20 protein-coding genes are annotated in these 23,088 nt (G+C 37.1%); 12 read left to right on the top strand and 8 right to left on the bottom strand.

The genetic code is table 11. The annotated features are described in order from the left end of the window. The first annotated feature begins 214 nt into the window (after window positions 1-214). The 3 genes from DDF69_RS19265 (at window position 215) to DDF69_RS19275 (ending at window position 6,588) form a co-directional block, all read left to right on the top strand. On the top strand, window positions 215-3,103 hold the full coding sequence (locus DDF69_RS19265) for a SusC/RagA family TonB-linked outer membrane protein (RefSeq protein ID WP_114822204.1): 2,889 nt from the start codon (window positions 215-217) through the stop codon (window positions 3,101-3,103). A 26-nt stretch (window positions 3,104-3,129) separates the two neighbouring features. After that, complete coding sequence (locus tag DDF69_RS19270) at window positions 3,130-4,638, top strand: RagB/SusD family nutrient uptake outer membrane protein (protein ID WP_114822205.1); 1,509 nt, start codon at window positions 3,130-3,132, stop codon at window positions 4,636-4,638. A gap of 123 nt (window positions 4,639-4,761) precedes the next feature. Then, window positions 4,762-6,588, top strand: coding sequence for an alkaline phosphatase (locus DDF69_RS19275; protein WP_114822206.1), 1,827 nt, complete (start codon window positions 4,762-4,764; stop codon window positions 6,586-6,588). A 223-nt stretch (window positions 6,589-6,811) separates the two neighbouring features. On the opposite strand, the gene DDF69_RS19280 is transcribed toward DDF69_RS19275, so the two are convergent. From DDF69_RS19280 to DDF69_RS19300, 5 genes are all read right to left on the bottom strand, one after another. Then, window positions 6,812-7,810, bottom strand: coding sequence for a phosphatidylinositol-specific phospholipase C (locus DDF69_RS19280; protein ID WP_114822207.1), 999 nt, complete (start codon window positions 7,808-7,810; stop codon window positions 6,812-6,814). 354 nt (window positions 7,811-8,164) lie between these two features. After that, on the bottom strand, window positions 8,165-8,845 hold the full coding sequence (locus tag DDF69_RS19285) for a hypothetical protein (protein WP_228412049.1): 681 nt from the start codon (window positions 8,843-8,845) through the stop codon (window positions 8,165-8,167). A 73-nt stretch (window positions 8,846-8,918) separates the two neighbouring features. Next, a complete protein-coding gene (locus DDF69_RS19290; protein WP_114822209.1) occupies window positions 8,919-10,142 on the bottom strand; it encodes a 3-phosphoshikimate 1-carboxyvinyltransferase in 1,224 nt (407 codons plus the stop codon). Window positions 10,143-10,212: 70 nt separating this feature from the next. Continuing rightward, complete coding sequence (locus DDF69_RS19295; protein WP_034692883.1) at window positions 10,213-10,539, bottom strand: nucleotide pyrophosphohydrolase; 327 nt, start codon at window positions 10,537-10,539, stop codon at window positions 10,213-10,215. After that, window positions 10,539-11,948, bottom strand: coding sequence for a hypothetical protein (locus DDF69_RS19300; protein WP_114822210.1), 1,410 nt, complete (start codon window positions 11,946-11,948; stop codon window positions 10,539-10,541). Before DDF69_RS19300 ends, DDF69_RS19295 begins: the two co-directional genes overlap by 1 nt. A 184-nt stretch (window positions 11,949-12,132) precedes the next feature. Here DDF69_RS19300 and DDF69_RS19305 point away from each other — a divergent pair, with 184 nt between their 5' ends. From DDF69_RS19305 to DDF69_RS19345, 9 genes are all read left to right on the top strand, one after another. Further along, window positions 12,133-12,384, top strand: a complete 252-nt coding sequence (locus tag DDF69_RS19305) for a type B 50S ribosomal protein L31 (protein ID WP_002976190.1) — start codon at window positions 12,133-12,135, stop codon at window positions 12,382-12,384. A 104-nt stretch (window positions 12,385-12,488) separates the two neighbouring features. Beyond that, on the top strand, window positions 12,489-13,649 hold the full coding sequence (locus DDF69_RS19310) for a putative sugar nucleotidyl transferase (RefSeq protein ID WP_185144374.1): 1,161 nt from the start codon (window positions 12,489-12,491) through the stop codon (window positions 13,647-13,649). Between the two features lie 99 nt (window positions 13,650-13,748). Beyond that, the gene (locus DDF69_RS19315; protein WP_002976192.1) at window positions 13,749-14,258 is read left to right on the top strand and encodes an RNA polymerase sigma factor; all 510 of its coding nucleotides are present in this window, start codon (window positions 13,749-13,751) and stop codon (window positions 14,256-14,258) included. Further along, window positions 14,233-14,922 (top strand): hypothetical protein, encoded by a 690-nt coding sequence (locus DDF69_RS19320; protein ID WP_114822212.1) that lies wholly within the window; start codon window positions 14,233-14,235, stop codon window positions 14,920-14,922. The genes DDF69_RS19315 and DDF69_RS19320 overlap by 26 nt, the downstream gene beginning before the upstream one ends. Window positions 14,923-14,938: 16 nt before the next feature. After that, complete coding sequence (locus DDF69_RS19325) at window positions 14,939-16,225, top strand: DUF4252 domain-containing protein (RefSeq protein WP_228412050.1); 1,287 nt, start codon at window positions 14,939-14,941, stop codon at window positions 16,223-16,225. Between the two features lie 11 nt (window positions 16,226-16,236). Then, window positions 16,237-16,740, top strand: coding sequence for a DUF4252 domain-containing protein (locus DDF69_RS19330; RefSeq protein ID WP_114822213.1), 504 nt, complete (start codon window positions 16,237-16,239; stop codon window positions 16,738-16,740). A 25-nt stretch (window positions 16,741-16,765) separates the two neighbouring features. Then, complete coding sequence (locus DDF69_RS19335; protein WP_114822214.1) at window positions 16,766-17,470, top strand: hypothetical protein; 705 nt, start codon at window positions 16,766-16,768, stop codon at window positions 17,468-17,470. 189 nt (window positions 17,471-17,659) lie between these two features. Beyond that, entirely contained in the window at window positions 17,660-19,120 is a 1,461-nt protein-coding gene (guaB, locus tag DDF69_RS19340; protein WP_114822215.1) for an IMP dehydrogenase, read from the top strand. A 348-nt stretch (window positions 19,121-19,468) separates the two neighbouring features. Next, the gene (locus DDF69_RS19345) at window positions 19,469-21,334 is read left to right on the top strand and encodes a GEVED domain-containing protein (RefSeq protein WP_114822216.1); all 1,866 of its coding nucleotides are present in this window, start codon (window positions 19,469-19,471) and stop codon (window positions 21,332-21,334) included. Between the two features lie 54 nt (window positions 21,335-21,388). Here the strand turns inward: DDF69_RS19345 and DDF69_RS19350 are convergent, their stop codons facing one another. The 3 genes from DDF69_RS19350 to DDF69_RS19360 all read right to left on the bottom strand — a co-directional run bounded on the left by DDF69_RS19350 (window position 21,389) and on the right by DDF69_RS19360 (window position 22,974). Further along, window positions 21,389-21,586: a KTSC domain-containing protein gene (locus DDF69_RS19350; RefSeq protein WP_114822217.1), complete on the bottom strand. Its 198-nt coding sequence runs from the start codon at window positions 21,584-21,586 to the stop codon at window positions 21,389-21,391. Window positions 21,587-21,682: 96 nt separating this feature from the next. Continuing rightward, window positions 21,683-22,375 (bottom strand): T9SS type A sorting domain-containing protein, encoded by a 693-nt coding sequence (locus DDF69_RS19355; RefSeq protein ID WP_114822218.1) that lies wholly within the window; start codon window positions 22,373-22,375, stop codon window positions 21,683-21,685. 5 nt (window positions 22,376-22,380) lie between these two features. Then, the gene (locus DDF69_RS19360; RefSeq protein ID WP_114822219.1) at window positions 22,381-22,974 is read right to left on the bottom strand and encodes a phage tail protein; all 594 of its coding nucleotides are present in this window, start codon (window positions 22,972-22,974) and stop codon (window positions 22,381-22,383) included. Window positions 22,975-23,088: the final 114 nt, after the last annotated feature.

Raw genomic sequence — 23,088 nt, forward strand, 5'->3', positions numbered from 1 at the left:
CAAATTTAAGACAAACTTAATCTCAATCATGCATGGATTATTTGAGGAATGATTACTTTTAATTACATATATTACTGATATACAGTTGTTTGATTTTATTTTGTGGTAGGTAATATCTTAAAAAAGCTAAAATTTCTTAATAAAAACATAAGAAAACCTTAATGAGGTGTGGGAGCAGGCTGGTCTAATTTTGCACCTAATCAAAAAGGAGATCATGAATGTATTTAAAATCCCTGTATCCGTAACGTATTTAACGGGAAGGGTATTACTTATTGGTGCAATATCAGCTTCACCGATGTTCCTCGCTCAGAAAAAAGACAGCTTAAAAGAAAAATCCATCGACGAGATTGTTGTGGTTGGATACGGAACACAGAAAAAAAGTAAAGTTTCCGGCGCTGTTTCGGAGGCTTCGCTGGATAAACTTACTTCCAGATCTTTGTCCGGAGTAGGAGAAGTTCTTCAGGGTAAAGCTCCCGGAGTAACTGTAGTGAACGAGGGTGGAGATCCTAACGGAGCACCTAAGGTAAATATTCGTGGGTTGGGAGGGATCAATGGTGAAACTCCTTTGTATGTAGTAGATGGAGTGGTTTTCAACGGAACACCTTCTATTAATCCCAACGATATTCAGGATATTTCTGTGCTTAAAGATGCTTCCGCAGCTATTTACGGAGCAAGATCTTCCGGAGGCGTTATTCTTATTACCACTAAAAGAGGGAAAAAAGGAAATCTAACGGTAGATTTTGATGTTAAATATGGAGTAAACCAGGCATGGAGACTGAAAGAATCTCTGAACGCAGCAGAATTCCAGGACGTGATGTACAAGGCCTATGAAAATGCCGGGAAACTGGGAAGCTTACCGATGGCTTTTAATCCTAATCAATATCCGGACGGAAGAATTACCAGAACAGACTGGATGAAAGAAATTTTCAGAACAGGAACTATTCAGGAATACAATGTAAATCTGAGCGGCGGAAGTGATAAATCCAGATATTTTGTGGGAATGAACCACAGAAACCTGGAAGGGATTTTATTGAATACTCAGGCAAAACGATACAATTTCAGAGTTAATTCTGAGCATAAAGTAAAAGACTGGTTAACGATCGGAGAAAATATGTACTATAATTACTCTGACGGAAACACAGCAGATACCAAAAGTGGATACACAGGAGCCCTGGTTGCTGCTATGTACTATCCGCCCAATGTTCCGGTATATACACCCAGCGGTGCTTTCTCAGGATTGCCTATTGATGTGGCAGGTGGTTACGGAGATATGATCAATCCTGTTGCCTATCTTAAAAGAATCAGTATCAGAAATCCTACCCACGAAATTTTAATCAACCCTTATGCTGAAATTACACTGGCAAAAGATTTAAAATTCCGTTCTAACTTTGCTCAGACATTTAAACTGGGAAATGTAAAGGAGTTTAATTCCAGAGTATTGGAAGTAGGAAAGATTTTTGATACCAACAGTCTGGAATATCAATCCAATAATGTATCTACCTCTCTTGCTGAGCAGCTTCTTACGTATAAATTAGCTGCAGGAAAACATAATTTTGACTTCCTTGCAGGTTTAACATTCCAGCAGACAACTGAAGAAGGATTTCGTGCAAAAACTTTTGATTTCAGAAGTGAGGCGGAAGCTTTCAGATATCTTCAGAATGCGGCAGATACCAATAAAGAAGCTGACAGTTATAAATACAGAAGTGCTTTAACTTCTTATCTGGCAAGGGTAAACTATGACTATGCCGGAAAATATATGATTAGTTTGCTGGGAAGAAGAGACGGAACTTCTTTGGTTTCTAAAGAAAAACACTTTTCGGATTATTACTCAATTTCAGGAGGATGGATGGTCTCTAAAGAAAATTTTCTGAAAAATATTTCATGGCTTTCCACGCTGAAATTGAGAGGAAGCTATGGAATTTTAGGAAATCTTGGTGGAGTCTCCTACCAGGCTGTCAATCCATTGATGACCAGAGATAATAATGTCATTTTCGGTCAGGATCCTTCTCAGAACATTGCGTATTATGCAACCACACGTCCGAATCCTGATCTGAAATGGGGGAAGTCTGAGCAGACCAACTTCGGGGTAGACGCTTCATTCCTTCACAACAGCCTTTCCTTACAGTTTGATTATTTCGTAAAGAATTCCAAAGATCAGATCTTCAATGTAAGCTTGCCAAGTACAGCAACGTATAATAATCAGTATGTGAATGCAGGATTATTCCAGGATAAAGGATACGAATTGGGAATCAATTATAACAAAGTGATTTCGGATGATTTTACGTTCTCAGTGGGAGCGACAATGAGTCAACTAAAAAATACGGTGAAGCAGCTTGCTACTGTGGATGAGATCTTTATCAATGATAATGGAGTAAGAGGTGTATTGAAGCCAACGCGTGTGAAAGTGGGAGATCCTCTGTATTCTTTCTATGGTTATAAGACCGGAGGAATTTTCCAGACTCAGGAAGAAATCAACAATTATAAAGATGCCAACGGAAATCTTATCCAGCCGAATGCTAAGCCGGGAGATATTAAATTCCTGAAGAAAGAAGGAAATACAGGAGTGCTTAATAATAATGACTTCGTCAATCTTGGAAGTCCATATCCTAAGTTTTCTTACGGCTTCTCTTACAACATGACCTGGAAAAACTTTGATCTGAACTTATTCTTCCAGGGCGTTTACGGAAATAAAATATTCAACGGGATGAAGTTCATTTCTTTAAACCCGGGTGGAACAGGACAGAATTATAATATGGATAAAGACATCCTGAATGCATGGACACCTCAGAATACCACTACTGATATTCCAAGGCTGGTGCACGGTGACCCAAGTGGTAATTACTCCAAAGTATCAGATTTCTATGTGGAAGACGGGTCTTACCTAAGACTGAAGAACCTTACCATCGGGTATTCATTGCCAAAAGAATTGTACCATAAACTGGATGTAAACAAAGTGAGAGTGTATGTAACCACCAATAACCTGTTTACGATAACGAAATATACAGGATTCGATCCTGAAGTAGGAATGAATTCTTATGGAGTTGATACCGGAAGATATCCTCAGGCACGCTCATTCATCTTTGGAATAGAGGTCGGATTATAATTTTTAACCAACAAAAAGTAAAAGAAATGAAATTTTTCAATAAAATATTGTTAGTATCAGGAATATCCGTAATGCTTCTGTCATGTACGGGAGAACTGGATATTCAGCCGGAAGGAACTCCTACGGAAGCCAGTTTCTGGAAAACGGAAAACGATTTAATTACCGGAGCAAACGCTATGTATAAGCCTTTATTCGATGGCGAATTTTATGGAAGAGGGCTGTTCTGGTTTATCAATGCCAGTGATGATATGGTTACGGGAAGGGCGAAAAGTGAGGCGGATAATGCCAAAAACTTCAGCAGCAATTATATCGCAGCAGGTGATCTTGAAACCCAGTGGAACAAAAGATATAATGTTATCGGGGTAGCCAACCGTGTGATCCGTAACGTTGATAATATTCAAACCTCTCAGGCAACAAAAAATAAATATTTTGGAGAAGCTCTGTTCATGAGCAGCAGAATGTATTTTGAGCTGGCTTATTCTTACGGAAATGAAAAAGCAGGAGTTCCGATTATCGACCGTTCAAAAGATCCGGATCCCAACCCGATTCCAAGAGCGGCTAACGTCATGGAAAACTATACTTACATTGTGAACGACCTGAAAAGAGCTGCCGAATTATTACCTACACAGGCAGAACTTCCTGCAAAGGATTACGGAAGACCTCATAAAGCCGCAGCTTGGGCATTGTTAGCAAAAGTATATCTGTTTATGAAAGACTGGAAGAATGCAGAATTCTGGGCTAATGAAGTAATGACCAAAGGAAACAGAGCCTTATTAGGTAATTTTGCAGATGTTTTTAAAGCTGAAAATAACTACAGCTCAGAATACATCTGGTCAATCCCCGGAACTCCGAAGTTTACCGCCTGGGGAAGTATTCTTCCGGGGGTAATGCTTGAAAATAAAGGATGGGGAGAATATAACGGATGGGGATATTTCCAACCGACTAAGGAATTGTTTGATGAATATGAAACCGGAGATCTTAGAAGAAGTGCTACCATTCTTAAAATAGGAGACAAATTTACCTTTAACGGAAAAGAAAGAACATACGCTTCTACCAATTCCCTTACCGGATATCAGTTCAATAAATATATGGATGCCTTCAAATATGAGCTGAAAAGTGGTCACGTGAGTGCCAACGGAGATTATCCATGTACAGACCTTGCCGTTCCGATTATGCGTTATGCTGAGGTCATTCTGATCAAAGCAGAAGCTTCATTGATGCAAGGGAAATCTGCAGATCAGGAAATTAATATGATCAGAGTACGTGCAGGCTTACCTGCGAAAAACGGATGTACACTGGCCGATCTGAAACATGAAAGACGTTGCGAACTGGCGGGTGAATGGGCAGACAGACACAGAGACCTTGTACGTTGGGGAGATGCGCAGGCAGCGTATGCGAAGCCTCTGCACGGTATCAATGGACAGGTAGTCTGGGCAGCAAGAAACTTTAATCCGGCTGTACATAATGTTTGGGCAGTTCCACAGGCTGAAATCGTAAACAGTCACGGGATCATTAAACAAAATGAGGGCTGGTAAAATTTTAATCTTTTTATATATAAGTCACTATATCATTACAGAACCTTCTGTGGTGATATAGTTTTTTCAAAGTTATGGAGATAGGTCGTTTCATCTGACCTCTAAAATAATAACGATATACGAATGAAACTATCAAAAATATGGGTTGTATTGGCCCTTGCTGTTTTTTCTGAAAATCAGGCACAGAATTACCTAAATTATAATGTAGGGAATGCACATTCACATAATGATTATATGCAGGAGATCCCTTTCTGGCAGGCTTATTATGCTAACTTCGGCTCCATTGAGGCAGATGTTTTTCTGGTAAAAGGAAAACTTTGGGTAGCGCATACCGAAAAGGAACTTTCTGCAGACAGAACATTGGAAAACCTTTATCTCGATAATATTTCAAAACAGATTAAACTGAACAAAGGGAATATTTATCCTGATGCAGGTAAGAAACTTCAATTGCTGATTGATATAAAACAGGATTATAAAACTTCACTGGCAGCTTTGGTGAGCACGCTGGAAAAATATCCGGAGATTACCGGAAATTCCGGAATTAAAATTGTCATTACCGGTGGAAGACCTCAGCCTGCAGATTTTAAAAATTATCCGAATTATCTCTATTTTGATGGAGATCTTGATAAAACCTATTCTGCAGATCAACTGAAAAGAGTAGGAATGTTTAGTGCAGATCTTCCCGGACTGGTAAAATGGAATGGAAAAGGAATTCCAAGAGATGAAGAAACACAAAAAATCAAAACTGCTGTAGACAAAGCACATGCTCAGCAGAAGCCTGTTCGTTTTTATGGAGCTCCGGATTTCCCGAATGCCTGGGTAAATCTGATGGATTCAGGTGTAGATTATATCAATACGGATCATATTCCGGATCTTAAAAAATTCATGAACACGATTCCGAAAAACTTTTATAAGAATACAAAGGAATATGCCACTTATACTCCGACTTATCAGTCAGACGGTATCGAGAAAAAGGTAAAGAATGTCATCCTTCTTATTCCGGATGGAACTTCTTTACCACAATATTATGCTGCCTTTACAGCGAACAAAGGAAAACTGAATGTTTTCAACATAAAATCCACAGGGCTTTCCAAGACCAATTCTTCCAACGCCTACATTACAGATTCTGCACCTGGCTCTACAGCATTTGCAACCGGTGTGAAAACTAAAAATACTTTTGTAGGAGTAGACCATATGGGAAAAGCACTGGCACAAATTCCTGATATTATTGCTGAAAAAGGAATGACTTCCGGGTTGATTTCCACAGGAGATGTTACAGATGCTACTCCTGCAGATTTCTATGCACATTCGGATAACAGAAACAGTTCAGAGCCTATTTTAAAAAATTTTGCCGCTTCGAAAACAAAAATACTGATCGGCGGTCCTACAAGCGGATTGTCTCAGGAAAATATACAGAAATTTAAAGATGCCGGAATCGATCTCTATCAGGATTTGAAATCAGTAACGAAAATCAATAACCGTACTCTGGTCATTGATCCTCTGGCTTCGCAAAGAATCACCAATGGCAGAGGGAACTGGCTGGCAGATGCCTTTGATCTTACATTAAATGATTTAAAAAATAATAAACAGGGATTCTTCATGATGATTGAAGCTTCCCAAACGGATGGCGGAGGTCATAGCAATAATATAGAGCAGCTGGTTACAGAATTACTGGATTTTGATCATGTGGTAGGGAAGGCTATGAAATTTGCTGACGAAAATAAAGAAACCTTAGTGATTGTAGTGGGAGACCATGAAACCGGAGGTTTAACTCTTTTGGACGGTAGTCTGAAAGATGGCTGGGTATTCGGAAACTTCAGTACGAATGATCATACCTCTATTCCGTCAAGTGTTTTTGCTTACGGACCTCATTCAAAAGAATTCACAGGATTGTTCGAAAACACTGAGATCTTCAACAAAATACTGGCCGCTTACGGAATTAAGAAATAGCTTTTATTTATACTTTTACTTTTATAAAGAGAGATTGTTTCATTTTTGAAGCAGTCTTTTTTTATGAATTAATTTAAGGCTCCCGCAGATTCTACAGATTAAGCAGATGTTTGAGTTAATCTGCGTTATCTGCAAAATCTGCGAGAGATAAAAGCAGAACAAAACGCAAAAAGGCTGCCTCAACAAGAGAGACAGCCTTTGAGTATAGCTAACAAATAATAATTTAGAAATTCGTCTTAACAATTAATTCAGACAGCTCCGCATTCACAAAGTCAATCGGCATGATACCGAATGATCCGTGAGTATTGGATTGGAAGAATGTTTTAAGCCTTGGATTGATATTGTTGGATACGGTAGGAATACTTGGGATACCGAAGATTCCAGGTTTATATCCGCTGGTGAAATTCACGAAAAGCTTACCATTTGTATCATTTTTCGCTTCATTAAGAAGGTTGAAAATTCCATTCCACTTATCGTCGTTATTCGTTACTTTATAATAATCCTGTACTTTTAACTGCACTCCTGAATTGTTGATGTCAAAAGTAGTGTTGTCTGCCCATGGTGAAGCGTTGATTCCCTTAGTTGTTCCTGAAGAGAACCTTCTTAATAATTTGATCTTTCCTCTTACAGCACCCAGCGTAGGAATGTTTGCTCCAAGATCCCATTTAGAAGGATTTTTCTGTACATAAGAATCAAAAGTCTGTTCAAAACTTCTGGTGGTATTGGAAGCATCATATTCTTCTTTTACAGACATGATGATTGTTTCTGATGGATGGCTGTTAAGAAACGCATAGCACGCATTAAGCACATCATCAAAATTCAGATTTTGGTAAATTGCTCCGTGATGAATGGTGAAAGCATTGTCAATATGTCTGCAACGTATATCCAGAAAACGGACTCCGGCATTCAATTGTTCAGCAATGCTGAGGTCTTGAGTTTTAGCTGTACCTGATACCACAGGGGCATCTACACGTGCTCCGGAATCGTGAGTTCCTGGAATTGAGATTTTTGAAAGGGAAATGTTATCCTGAAGACCAGACATCCAGCTGTTCATCTCGATAGGTGCTAAAGAAGCTCTACTATTAGTTTTTGCTAAAGATGCTAAACTGTTTTCATTAGAGTCCCTTTCCATAATGCTGTCATTGGAACAGGAAAAAAAGATCGATGCAGTAACCACTCCAAGAGTGATCCCTGTCATACGTTTCATGCTTTGTTTGAACATAGTTTTTTTATTTTTTAATGTAGATTAAAAATAAGAATATATCAAAGGACTAGGAGTTAATTTAACTTTAAGAGATGATTAAGTTGGTTTAAAGTCAAGGAGCTGGAAGATGGATGATGGAAGTTTGATTTTCTTAATGCAAAGTTTATTTTTAATTCCGGAAATGTAGAGGAAGCAAGGATGAAATCAATAAAATTGATTTTTTCTAAGCTAATGTATAAAAAAGAAAGCTTCATGACCGACGTATGTCGGCCTCTTAGCTCACTTTACTATAACATTAGAATTAATTTTACTTTGCGTTAAAGAAATGTGCGTCAAAGAGTAACCTCTAGCGTCCAGCTTCAATCTCCTCTCCTAAAACACAAAATCCTCTTTCGACCCGGGAATTTTGAACTTGTGGTCTCCGATAAAGAAATCATTCATTTTAATAAGAGCCGGGAATTTATGAATAAATTCTTTATGCGAGTTTTCGGGTAGTTTGGTATCATCATCACAGGATGAATATTCTCTGTCAACAATTACCTGGCCTGTAGAAAAATTAATTTCATTGGTAAAACTGAAATCACAGGTATCTTCAAAATGATCGTACAAACCTATCAGATAAAAATCTCCGTTCTGAAATCTGAAGGTATGTTTATATTGCTGTGTATGCCTTGAATTGGTAAAAAACAGCTGTTCGATAACAAGACAGTTATTTTTTATATTGATTGTAAGAGTATTATCGGAAGGATAAAATCCGAATCCGCTTGAAAAAATGATATCAGAATTTTCTTTCCATACTTTCAGTCCGCTGTTTTCCTTTTTCAGAATATAGAAAACCCTTTTATAGTCACTTGTACCTTCCAGATTCTGCTCGTATGATGCTTTTATATTCGTATTAAATACAAGGACCGTTTCATCTTTTCCATCTTTGTCAAGATCGCCTTTGGCTTCTGCAATCTGAGTATAACCCTTCGGAACCGAAAAATTTTTCAGCTTCTGAGCAGATAAGCTTGAAACAGCTAAGACAAAGAAAAAGGAAAAGAAATGTTTCATGATGATTATATAAAATTAAAATGTGGTAATCCAAAATAAAAAAACAATTTCAAATTACCACATTCTTAAGACATTAATGAGTCAGTATACTTTCAAGATCTTTCCAGAACATGGGATAAGACTTTTCTACTACATCTTCATCTTCAATATTGAGTTCCTTGATCAGACTGAACGGAGCAAAACTCATCGCCATTCTGTGATCCTGGTATGTTTTGATTGAAATACCCTCTTGTGGCTCTCCGAAACTGGTGGATTGAATGGTTAAATCTGTGATTTCTGTTTCCGTCCCCAGCTTTTTAAGCTCATTATATAAGGCAAGAAGTCTGTCGGTTTCTTTTACTCTTAAGGTTCCCAATCCGGAAATCTCAAAAGGAATTTTTAAAGCGGCTGCCGTTACACAAAGAGTCTGTGCAATATCCGGACAGTTGTTCATATCCAGAACAATTTTTTCCGGGAAAGAAAAATCAGGCTGAGGTTCAAGCGTTAGTTGATGCTCATCTTCTGAGAATGTAGTTTTGATTCCGAAGAACTTTTCGTAAATATTGGCAATGGCAGAATCTCCCTGTGTGGATTCTTTGTAAAAACTTTTCAGGTGAATGGTTTTTCTTCCCAATGCACAGATAGAGTAGAAGTAAGAAGCCGAGCTCCAGTCGCTTTCCACTTCATAATCAACCACTTCAGTATTATTGTCGGGAGTGAAAGGTTCTACTTTGATGGTGTTTCCTTCAAAACTGCTTTGGATACCAAATCTGGTAAGGATATCAAGTGTCATTTCAATATAAGATCTTGAAGTAACGTCACCCACAAGATTGATGACAAGCCCATTTTCAAGCTTTCCTGCAATAAGGAGCAGGGAAGTGATAAACTGGCTTGAAATATTGGCAGGAACATTCACCGAAGTCTGGGTGATTTTTCTTCCTTTAATTTTTAAAGGAGGAAATCCTTCATTCTCCATATATTCAATTTCTACTCCAAGATCCCTCAAAGCACTTACCAGATTTTTGATAGGTCTTTCCTTCATTCTACCGGAACCTGTAAGAATAGTTGTTTTTCCTTCCTGAATAGAATAATAAGAAGTAAGAAAACGCATTGCTGTTCCTGCATGATGAATATCTATCACTTCGGTATTCTCAGACAAAGCTTTTTTCAGCAACTGAGTATCCTGAGAATTGGACAAATTCCCGATTTTTATATTACTAAACAGGCTTTCCAGAATCAATAAACGATTCGAAATACTTTTCGAACCGCTGATCTGTACTGTTTTATCACCTGATAATTTTGATTTTTCTAGCTTCATTATGATCTACATTATCTTAAAAAATAATGAGTTATAAATTAATGTATTATGTATAACTCATTATTTATTATTATTTCAATTTTTCGTTGTTCTGATGCCGGTCTTTATCACGGTCTGTTTTGATTTTCATTTTTCTGTCGAAAGCGTCCTGTAAATTGACTCCGGTTTGATTGGCTAAACATAATGTTACAAAAAGCACATCTGCCAGTTCTTCACCAAGATCTTTGTTTTTATCACTTTCCTTTTCGCTTTGTTCGCCATATCTTCTGGCAATAATTCTCGCTACTTCGCCTACTTCTTCTGTCAGCATCGCCATATTGGTAAGTTCATTAAAGTATCTTACCCCAATGGTTTTGATCCATTCATCTACCTGCTGCTGTAACTGTGTAATTTCCATTATTGATAAGCTCCTAAAGTTGGGTTGGTCGTTCTGGATACATTCACAATATCGAAAGGTACTGTTGCTGCTACTGCTGTATTTCCTTTTCCAAGAGCTGGTGAACCTGGTTTTACTCTTAAATTCATTTTAGCCATAAAGTAATTCACAAACTGAGGCTCTGCATTCTTTACCGTTTGTATCACATTCGGATTGTTATCAAAAGTGAAACCTGCTCCGGTGGCACTGGTATATTTGATTAATGAATTTTGAAGTAAAAATTCAAACTGCTGTCCCGGAGTTTGTTCAAAATGAACAGCATCATCTCTGTCAGAATAGACAATACTGTTTTTGATGTCAAGCTGCTGTAAGGCTCCCTGCTGGGATTGGCCGGCATCATTTTTCCATTCATTGGCGGCAAAAATTCCTGTTCTGTCAAAAGAACTCATTGTTTTAGAATAGTTCGCAATGGTAGCATGAGTATAGCTGTGTTTTCCACCCAGGAAAATCCCTACACAGGATAAACCACAGTTGTTCATCACAAGATTGTTCGCATTCACGGTAGAACCTACTGCATAGATGCCATATTCAAAGAAAGTGTGGATGAAGGAATTGGTAATGGTAGCATTGGTTTGCTTCATATCCAATCCTCTCGTCCCTCCGAAAAGTCTTGCATGGTTCATCTTAAGGGTAGAATTGGCTTCCATTTTAATAGAATTCCAGTTTTTAGGAATGGTATCATAATAAGGATCATTTCTGTCACCACGAAGGATAACCTGATCGGCCTGAGTTCCGTTAATATTTAAGACCGCTCCCGAAGAAACTTTCATTCCGCTGTTTTTGTGGAAATACACTTTAGTTCCGGCGTTGATATCAAGGGTCACACTTGGATTGATGGTAAGATTTCCGTAGATGATTTTTGCTTTATTGTTATTCCATGTGGTGGAGCTGGTAATTACATTAGGGTTGCCAGGGGTCTGGATGAAAAATTCAGCATCCTGAACCACAGAAAATAAAGTGACATGCTGTTGTCCGCCAGGACTTGTAAAAAGAACTTTGTCTTCTGCAATGGCTTCCGGTCCTGTAGCTTCCGGAGCAATTTCAACAAAAATATAAAGACTGTCTTTCTTTCTTAAAGGAACATTTTTAAAATCATATCCCGGTTTTCCATCTACATTGATTCTATATAATGAAGCAGCTCCTTTTTCAAGGTTCACTCTTGGGATCATGATATCCTTATCTTCATTATTATATACTTTTACAACATAAGTTTCTGAACGTACCTGATGATAGACCGTATCACAAAATACCGTATCTCTGGAGAAGCGGAGTTCCTGTGAAGGACTGTCAAACGTGATGTCATCTTTATTACATGATACTGCTACAAGTAACATCCAGAAGGAAAAAGCCAGTAATAATTTGAATTTCATTGAAATTAAAGTTTAAGTAAGTTCCAAATTTAACGAAAATACTTTGAATTTCTTATCTATAAAAAAATATTGAATTCAGTATTTGGAATTTAGAAAAAATGTTGTATTTTTGCAACCTAAAATTTAGCAGAGAAATATCCATTACTATTTCGAAAGCAAACTTAATTTTTTTAAAAATAGTATTATGAAAAACGGAATCCACCCAGAAAATTATAGACTTGTTGTTTTCAAAGATATGAGTAACGACGAGGTGTTTCTTTGCAAGTCTACTGCAGAAACAAAAGACACTATCGAGTACGAAGGACAAGAGTATCCTCTAATCAAGATGGAAATCTCTTCAACTTCTCACCCTTTCTACACTGGTAAAGTAAAACTAGTTGACACTGCAGGTAGAGTTGATAAGTTCATGAACAAGTATAAAAAATTCGCTAAGTAATTTTTATACATTTAAAATATTAAAGTCTTCCAATTTTTGGGAGACTTTTTTTATTGTAAATTTGTTGATCTTGAATTTTAAACCTTAAACTTAAAAACTGAATGATGCAGTTGGTATTTTCAGACGCACAATATTGGGAAGACTTTCTTCCGCTTACTTTTACACGCCCGGTTGCAGCAATGCGATGCGGAATTCTTACCTTCTCCGAAAGGTGGCAGAAAATCCTTGAAAATACTGAGGTAACCTACTTCACAGAAATGTATCTTCAGGATAAATTTAAAAGCCCGGAGGAAAAAGAAAGTCTTTTTTTAGTTCCCAATTTCCTTCCCACAGAAACCGTAATTCAACAGATTAAAGATCTTAAGCAGGGAGAAGCCCTGGTTTATGAAGATGAGCTGATTGCTGCTAAAATCAATATGAAGGGGTTTTCTCTGAATCAGATTGAAAAAATGACGGATATTAAGGAAGAGCTTATCTTCTTTAAAAGACCTAAAGATCTGTTTACCTATAATCATCATGCAATTGATTTCGACTTTGATCTGCTTACCAAAGGAAGAACTTCACAGGAATTGTCTTCAACCAATGGGTTTTTAGGAGATAAAAAAGACCTTTTTATTGAAGAAGGAGCTTGTGTTGAATTCTCTACAATCAATACAAAAACGGGTAAAATTTATATCGGGAAAAATACTGAGGTTATGGAAGGCTGTCATCTTCGCGGGCCAATCGCCCTCTGTGATGATTCCAAATTTAATCTTGGGGCTAAAATTTATGGAGCTACCACTATCGGCCCTCACTGTAAAGTAGGTGGAGAAGTGAATAATATTATTATATTCGGCTACTCCAGTAAAGGCCACGAAGGTTTTGTAGGAAATTCCGTGATTGGGGAATGGTGTAATTTCGGAGCAGATACCAATTCTTCAAACATGAAAAATAATTATGGTAATGTAAAATTCTGGAACTACAGAACAAAATCATTTGAAGATACTGGATTACAGTTTGCAGGGCTGATCATGGGAGATCATTCCAAAACAGCCATTAATACCCAATTGAATACAGGAACGGTAATCGGTGTTGCTTCCAATATCTTCAAACCAGGCTTTCCACCAAACCTTATAGAAAATTTTTCATGGGGCGGACTGAAAGACGATGAAAGATTCAAGCTTGATAAAGTATATGAAGTAGCAGAGAGAGCTATGGCGAGACGAAAAGTCGTTTTAACAGAAGAAGATAAAGCGATTCTGAAACATATTTTTGATACGTATTAATTCGATTATAATAAAAACTTCAATTTTTTTTGAAGTTTTTTTATTTTTGATGTAATAGATAAGTAATAGCAATTGTCTTACCTATAAGAAACAAAACTCATGACCCAAGAAACTTTCAAGAATACGGTGTTTATTCTCAAAGACGAGATGTATCGTTTTGCGAAGCGGTTTGTCATGAGCAGTGATGAAGCAGAAGATGTAGTACAGGATCTCATGATGAAGTTTTGGCAGAAGAGGGATGAGCTTGAGCAATTCGGGAATTTTAAATCCTATGCGCTGAAGTCTGTCCGGAACGAATGCCTGAACCGTCTGAAGCATCACGATGTAAAGATCGGCTTTGCGGATATGCAGCTTCATCGCTCGGAGCTTTACAGTATGGAAGTTGATAACCTTAAGGAACATATTGTAGGATTTATCAATCAGCTCCCCGAAAAACAAAAGATGGTCATCCACTTGAAAGATGTAGAAGAGTATGATGTTTCCGAAATTTCTGAAATGCTGGAAATGGAGGAAAATGCAGTAAGGGTAAACCTGATGCGTGCGAGACAAAAAGTAAAAGAACAAATCTCACAACTGATGAGCTATGAAAAAAGATCAATTACAAGATAAATACAACGAAGTCTTCCGGGATATGAAGGAAGAAAAAATGGACTGGAGTTTTGAAGACTTTCTTCAGACTGCAGAAGGTGCAGAACCTGAACAAAATACGACACCTCTTATTCCACTGGAAGAAAAGAAAAAACCTTCCTTTCCCAAATGGTTATGGATGGCCGCCAGTGTAATGCTGGTGTTCGGTATCGGTTTATTCATCAATTATAATAATTCCGGCACATCGGATGTGAAGGATAGAGAAAAACTGGTAAAAGACGAGATTTTAAAACAGAAATCCGGATTCATTGAAGAAAACAGTGATCATCAGGAACAGGTTGCCGTGAATCATACAGATTCTATTTCCGGAGTGAAAAAAGATTCTGTTTTTCAGGATAACCAGGTGGCCGAGAAAGATGTAATGGACGAAATTCTGCCAAAAAGAGGAAGACTTAAAAAAGAAAGAAAACCCAGATATGTTGATAATTCTTCTTTTTCAGGTAAAAATTTAAATGATTCTGCAACAGCTTACAATGATTCTTATGTCATTGTAAACGGTAAGAGAATCAGTAGTGAAAAAGAAGCCCTGGATGTTACCAGATATTCCTTTATGAAATTAGGAAACGAGTTTAAAAAAACAGTAGCATCTTCCCAAAAAAATGAAAATCTTGACAGCGAATACTAAAAATCAGATCAACCTCATGAAAAAAATATTTTTTATAATAGCCTTAATGCTAAGCAGCTTTGCAACTTATTCTGCACAGACTGAGAAATTGGATAAGCTTTTTCAGGATTTTGAAAAAAATGGAAGAGTTACATCGATCAATATCAAAAAACCAATGTTCAAATTATTGAATACCATAGATGTTGATGATGCCTACATCGGGAAAATAAAACCCATTCTCAATGAAGTAGATGGTCTTAAAATTCTGATTATCCCAAAAATCACTTTTCCGGATCGTTTAAAAGATGAAAATCTTGCGAATATAAAAATGAATGAAGATAAGACAGCGAGAGTAAACAATGCTTTAAAGTCTCTGAATTTTAATGAACTGATGTCCATGAGCAGTGACGGAACTTCCATGAAATTTCTGGCTGAAGAAGAAAAAGATAATTATCTTGAAAATCTGGTGTTCAATGTAGACTCCAAAGAAGAGAATATTATTTTTATTCTCAATGGAAAAATGAAGCTGTCAGACGTTAACAAGATCATAAATTCTGGTGAAACTAGCACTTCTTCTGCAACAAGTACGATGCGAAACAGTCTTACTTCAGAAAATACCTCTTCTTACCTGAATGGAGATAATAGAAATGTAGGTGAGTTTTCAAAAATAGATGCCAGTGTAGGAGTTAATGTTACCTTTAAGCAGGAAAATACCAGAAGTGTAAAAGTAATTGCAGATGCAGATAAACTTCAGTATGTGATCACCAAAGTAGACAACGGAGTGCTGAAAATATATGTGGATAATAAGGGAGCTCGTAATCTGAGGTTTAAAAACCTTAATGTTAATGTTTCTGCTCCTAATCTTCAAGGTATAAAAACTTCATCAGGAAGTATTTTTACAGCAGTGAATCCTGTTAATGAAAACAGTATGGAGATTGAAGCAGAGTCAGGTTCAATTATTAAAGGAACTTTCAATGCAAGACAGGCTGCCAATGTTACAGCGAGTTCCGGTGCTGTTTTGACTGCTGAGCTTACCACACAGAAACTGGCTTTGGACACCTCAAGCGGAGCTAGTGTAAGCTTATCCGGAGAAGCCGTGTCTGCCGTCATAGAAACGAGCAGTGGTGCTTCGTGTAAAGCAGATGATCTTAAGATCGCCACAGCAGTTGCTGAATCTACTTCGGGAGCAAGCCTTTCCTTGCTGGTTACAGACAAGCTGAAAGTGAGTGTTTCTTCAGGAGCAGATGTAAAACTGAAAGGTAATCCTGAACTGGATGCCAAAGTGGATAAAATTTCAGGAGGCAGTCTGAGACAAATCAAATAAAAAACTAAACAATGAAGACTCTTAAAAACATTTTCCTTATTATTCTTACAATGGGTATGCTGCAATCGTGTATTGTTTCAGAAAAACCTAATATAGATTTTTTTCAGAATTCAGAATATGATTTCAAGGGAGCACAATTTGCAAGTATTAATGTACCCATGGTTTTGGCAAAATCTTATATTAAGAAAGCTCTGAGAGAAGAAGGAGAAAGTGAAGAGACTATAGACCTGGTTAAGAAAGCCTCTAAAATAAAAGTTCTTACCGTAACCAATGGGAGTAATGAAATGCTAAACGATTATACTCAGTTTTTAAATCTTAATCATTATGAAGATTGGGCCACCATAAAACATGATGGAGATGATATTAACATAAGGGTAAAACAAGATGGTGAGATCATTAAAAATATGCTGATTACCGTAGGTTCCAATAAGAACGAAATGGTGTTTGTAGATGTAAAAGGAAACTTTACGGCCAATGACATTTCAAGAATGATTAATTCCGTTTCTGATAAATAATCATATCATCTCAAACATTCACAGCATGGAAAAATTAATAAGAGAAGTCCGCATCCTTAAAATCTATGCCGTTGTACTTACCGTACTGTGTGCTATGTTTTTCTTTCTCGCATTTAAAAATCAATCTTCCAACGAACGTTTTAAAGAAATAGATGTAGAACGTATTAATATTGTTGAGAAAGACGGAACCCTAAAAATGGTAATCAGTAATAAAGAACGCCAGCACCCCGGTTTGGTAAATCATAAGGAAATGAAACCCCGTGAGAGGGAAGCAGGCCTTATTTTCTTCAATTCTATAGGAGACGAATGTGGAGGTCTCATATATGATGGCAATGAAAAAGAATCCGGAATGGTATATTCTGTAGACCAGAGAAATACAGATCAGATTATGCAGCTTCAGTACTTTGAAGGTTCTGGAAAAGACAAAAAAAGAGTATACGGTTTAAAACTTTGGGACCGCCCTGATGATTTTCCGATGGAAAATATTATTAAGGCTGCTGATTCTATAAAGAAACTAAATAATCCGGAAGCTTCTAAAAAAGCATTTGCAGAACTACAGGAAAAAGGTAAGCTGGGAAGTGAGCGTTTCTTTGCAGGGAAGACTGCCAATGGTGATGTGGGCATCTTTATCCGTGATAATAAGGGAAAGGTCAGATTAAAATTATACATTGACAAAAATAATCAAACACATATTGAGAATATTGATGAAAATGGAAACCTCGTGAAATAGACCTTCAATGTCCCTATTTAACATATAAATAAAGTAGTTTCAAACTTATTCAATTATTTTGTACCGTAACCGTTCTTATAAAAAGAGCGGTTTTTCGATTTAAGTTATTGATTATTAATTTTTATTTAAACTATCAAAAAGGATTTTCATATCTCACTAAAATAACCTAATTTTGCAAAGAAAGTAAAGATGTCTATTCATAACAAAATTGTAGAGACAGCCATCACTTTCGATGACGTTCTTCTAGTCCCTTCTTATTCAGAAGTTTTACCTAACCAGGTTTCATTAAAATCAAGACTTACCGACAAAATCACGCTGAATGTTCCGATAGTTTCCGCTGCGATGGACACTGTTACTGAAGCTGATCTGGCCATTGCTTTAGCAAGAGTCGGAGGGTTAGGATTTATCCACAAAAACATGACAATCGCTGAGCAGGCAGCTCAGGTAAACCGTGTAAAACGTTCCGAAAACGGAATGATTTCTGATCCGGTTACTTTATCTAAAGATCATACTTTAGGTGAAGCTAAAGATCTTATGTCAAGATATAAGATTTCCGGTCTTCCGGTAGTAGATGCCGATAATGTCCTGATCGGAATTATTACCAACAGAGACGTAAAATATCAGGAAAATCTTGATATGAAAGTAGAAGAGATCATGACCAAAGAAAATCTGATCACTTCAGATAAAGATACCAATCTTGAAAAAGCAAAAGAAATCCTTCTTAAAAACAGAGTTGAAAAACTTCCTATCGTAGATAAAGATAATAAACTTGTTGGCTTAATTACCATCAAGGATATCGATAATCAGTTGGAGTACCCTAATGCTAATAAAGATGAAAACGGCCGCCTTATCGTAGGAGCCGGAGTTGGTGTAGGAGAAGATACCTTAGCGAGAATTGAGGCTTTGGTACAGGCTGGAGTTGATATTGTAGCTATCGATTCTGCACATGGTCACTCTAAAGGAGTTTTAGATAAAATTTCAGAAATCAGAAAAGCATATCCTGCTCTTGATATCGTAGGAGGAAATATTGTAACAGCAGATGCAGCCAAAGATCTTATTGCTGCAGGAGCCAATGTATTGAAAGTAGGAGTAGGACCCGGATCTATCTGTACAACCAGAGTAGTTGCCGGAGTAGGAGTTCCTCAGCTATCTGCTATCTATAACGTATACGAATATGCTAAATCTCAAAATGTAACAGTAATTGGGGATGGTGGTATCAAACTTTCAGGAGATATCGTTAAAGCTATTGCTAGCGGTGCCGGCGCAGTAATGTTGGGCTCACTTTTAGCGGGTACCGATGAAGCTCCGGGAGAAGAAATTATCTTCCAGGGAAGAAAATTCAAATCTTACCAAGGAATGGGAAGCCTTTCAGCAATGAAGAGAGGTGGTAAAGAAAGATATTTCCAAAGTGAAGCTAAAAAATTCGTTCCGGAAGGAATTGAAGGAAGAGTACCGCATAAAGGAAAACTGGAAGATGTTATTTTCCAGTTGACAGGAGGTTTAAGAGCCGGAATGGGATACTGTGGGGCAAAAGATATTGAAACCCTTCAGAGAGACTCAAAACTGGTAATGATTACCGGAAGCGGATTGAAAGAATCCCACCCGCACGATGTTATTATCACACAGGAAGCTCCGAATTATTCTTTATAAAATTATAATTGAGTTTAAATATAAAAAACCGCACAATTTGTGCGGTTTTTTTATTATATGATTTTGTTTTAATGATTTGGTTAATAGAGTGTTAATTTTAAATTATCCGTTTTTTAAATTATCGATTTGTTTTTATTTTTCCGTTTTTTACAATAATAATATAAATAAAATTTATTCTATTTGGTTGGGTGTTAATTTTATTTTTTGATTTGAATGTAACAATATTTAAGTTTTTTCTACTAACTGTAATGAAATTTTAAATTTATTGCTTGTTTTAGTTGTGAATATCACGGGTAAGAATATAAAGGCTGTAAATTTTTAAATTGTTTAATTTTTTAAATTAGTGAAATGAAGAAAACTATCCTTTGTGGGGCTTTGTTACTATCCCTTTCAGTATCTGCACAGCAAAAAAAAGATTGGTGTGACTTTGATAATGAACAGAGAGTACACCAAAAACAGAATGCGGAAATTGATGAAATGATTCGTAATATCCGTAACAAAATTATTAGTGGTAATCAAAATACTACTGCTAAAAATGGAAGTGCATACAAAATTGTAAATGGAGTTTACGAAATTCCTGTGGTAGTACACGTAATAGCGCCTACCGGTGCTGCTATTGGTACAGCTTACAATAAAAGTGATGCGCAAATTCAGGCTTGGTTGGATCATTGTAATCAAATGTATGCAGGGACTTATCAGTGGGCTCAGGGAGTTCCGGCAGATTTTGGTACTGCTGCGACGATGCCAATTAAACTGGTATTAGCTAAAAGAGACCCTAATTGTAATGCTACTACAGGAATTGTTAGATACAACGGAGGAACTCTTGCAGGATATGATACTTATGGAGTAAAGCGTAATGGAGCTAATGGAGTTACTACAGCACAGGTAAAAACTATTGCTCCTCACTGGCCGGAAGCGTCTTACTTTAATATCTATATCATGAATAAAGTAGATGGAGGTGGAACATATGGTATCATGGGATGGGCAGGGCTACCTCAAAATGCCGATGCCAACTACGAATCCTTTATGAAATCTTTTGTAGTTACTTTACAGGATGATATTACTCTGGCTCACGAGTTTGGGCATAGTATGGGATTACTTCATACTTTTGGAAATGTAGACCCGGATGCACCACAAGGAGATACAACTACTAATTTCTGCCCACCAACTACTGGTAACTGTGAGAATGATGATGATCAGGTGTGTGATACAGAAAGATCAAGAAGTTTACTGAATGATCCTGCACCTACCAACAATGATATGAATTATTGTACAGGAGCAAACTATCAGGGCGTACAGTATAATATGATGAACTATACCAATCCGATAGCATTTAAATTTACAAATGGACAGCATGACAGAGCGGCTCTTTACTTTTTCTTGATGAAAGGAGGGTTGAGTACTTCATTAGGTGCAACGGCTCCTTCTGCAGGAGCTGCAATTGGAACTCCTATTGCTGCTGCATGTAACCCAACAGGTATTACTACACCAAGTAACTATTTTGTAGGCCCTACTTTAGTAAAACTAGGAGATATTAATAATGCATCAACGGGATATTGGCAGGCTGCTGCTAATTTCTATGAAGATTATACAGGTGCAAACTGCTTAAGAGCAACATCAACTGAACTTTCTGCAACGGGAACTCATAATCTTCAGGTGAATGTTTCAGATTCAAATAATGATGTAAGAATATGGATCGATTACAATAATAATGGTACTTTTGAAGCTTCTGAACTGGTAGGTTCTGTTGATAATATTGCTGCAGATCCGGTTACTTTGATAGGTACTTACAGTACTACCATTACAGCACCTGCTTCAGTAGTGTTGAATACGCCATTAAGAATGAGAGTTCTTGTAGATGATGAGAACCCTAATATGGCACCTTGCGGACAGCTCATGTATGGCCAGGTTGAAGATTATACTGTAAAATTTGTTACCAACTTAGGAACAAGTGAAGTGAAAGCGGATAATGGTGACTTAACAGTTTATCCTAACCCGGTAGCAACGGGAGATAAAATCTTCATTAAAGCTAAAAATGGTAAAAACCTGAAAGTTTCTATTTCTGATATGTCAGGAAGACTGGTATCAAGTCCATCTGTATCTGAAGAAAGAAATGGTGTTTTCAAAGTAGACCAGCAATTAGAAAAAGGAGTTTATATGATTCAGATTTCTAATGGAAAAGACAGTAAGTCTTCTAAACTGATCATCAAATAAATTGATCATCTTTTAAATACACATAAATGTCTCCATGATAATGGGGACATTTTTTTATTCTATCTTCCTGTACTTAAACCTGGGCTTGATAACTTTGTTAAGAAATTGGCCCTTGGATCTGGCTTTTTTAAAATTTTCAACAATATCAGGAGGTACCTTAAGATAATCATAAACCGACCCCGACTGATATATAATTTTTAATATTTCAGTATCCGGAAAATAGATGAAATGATTGACAACACTTGAAGGCATATTCTATTTCATACAAAAAACATTCCTTGCCTTACAATAAAAAGCTTCCGGAAATTCCGAAAGCTTCAGTATTTGATTTTAAGATTAAATAATACTCTATTTTTTCACGAATTTAAATTGATGCATCTGAAAATTGCGGGTATTTATTTTTAATACATATCCTCCGGGAACAAGTTGTGAAACATCAATCTTGGAATCAAACATTTCTGATTTTACCAGACGCCCGTCAATATTGTAAATCTGGATGGTTAGCCCATCGTCAATACCGGAAATAGTAATAAAATCAGCTACAGGATTAGGGAAAATCTGAATTTTATTTTTGGTAAGCTCCGAAGTTCCTAATGTAGTGGTCTGTACGTCACCTGACATGGTGGAGTTTACTGAAGTAAGACTTCCTCCACATTGTCCGTTAGTCATCGCTGTATTTTCAACCCAGGTTCCGACACTATTACCAGGAGGTATCGGAACAGAATTATTACCTGTTGAGTTATAATAAATCAGATAAGGTGTCGTAAAAGTTCCGTTTCCTTCATCACCGAGAAACTCCCATCTTGTAAGCGCATTGTTCCATTGAATTTTAAATTCACAGGTGCCTAATCCACTACAATCCTGTCCGCCATCAATAGGAGTGGTCATATAAATGTTCTTACTGAAGGCATCTACTCCTGTTTTGTTAAAAACATACGTATTAGGTGGGCTGTCAAACAGATTAGGACATCCGCTGAAAGTTATTGTCTGCGTGAAAGCTGAGCTTCCCACAGCAAGACATAATAAGTAAAGAATTTTCATAATTATTAGTTTTGTGATGGAAAGACTCCTGCTAATGCAATGATGCATTTCAGCGTAATAAAGGGAGGCCGGTTTTCGTGTGGCTGACTTCCTCCTGTATTTCCTACCATTGTGTTTTTCATTACAGTGTTGGCAGCTGTATCAGAATATTCTTTATCAAGAGTTTTGGTGTCTGCCGGAAGATTGTTTGTTGGCGTATTTTGGTTTCCTTCTGCCGTTACAGCATTCACAGTATGATTGTGTGCCGGCATTTGTGTTATTAATAATGTTACACTTTCAGTTCCGCCGGTTTCTCCCATGGTATACATAGTAGGGCCTCCGGGAGCCTGTCCGTTATGAACAAGAACTCTTCCCCTCATGTCAGGTAAAGCAAATGTAGTGGTTCCATTTCCTCCATAAGTGGTTCCCAGTAGTGAAAAAAGTGCTTGATTTTGCGCGATAGGCAGAAGCTGCCCATTACATTCTGCCCAGTATTTTGGAGCAAAATTATAAGGTACAAAGGCTATTTGCCCTAAAAATGGTTCTGATGCCTGTGCTTTTAGAGCAGGAGCAAATGCACTGCCTATCAGCAGTGTACATGCAAAAATTAAGTTTTTCATGATAGCAAGAATTTTAAGTAATATAAAATTAGAAAATATTTTACAGAAAATACTTAATTAAAAGAAAAACCTTTCGTTATATAACAAAAGGTTAGATTTTATTTATTGAAAAGT

The organism is Chryseobacterium sp. KLBC 52, assembly GCF_003347605.1.
Lineage (GTDB): Bacteria > Bacteroidota > Bacteroidia > Flavobacteriales > Weeksellaceae > Chryseobacterium.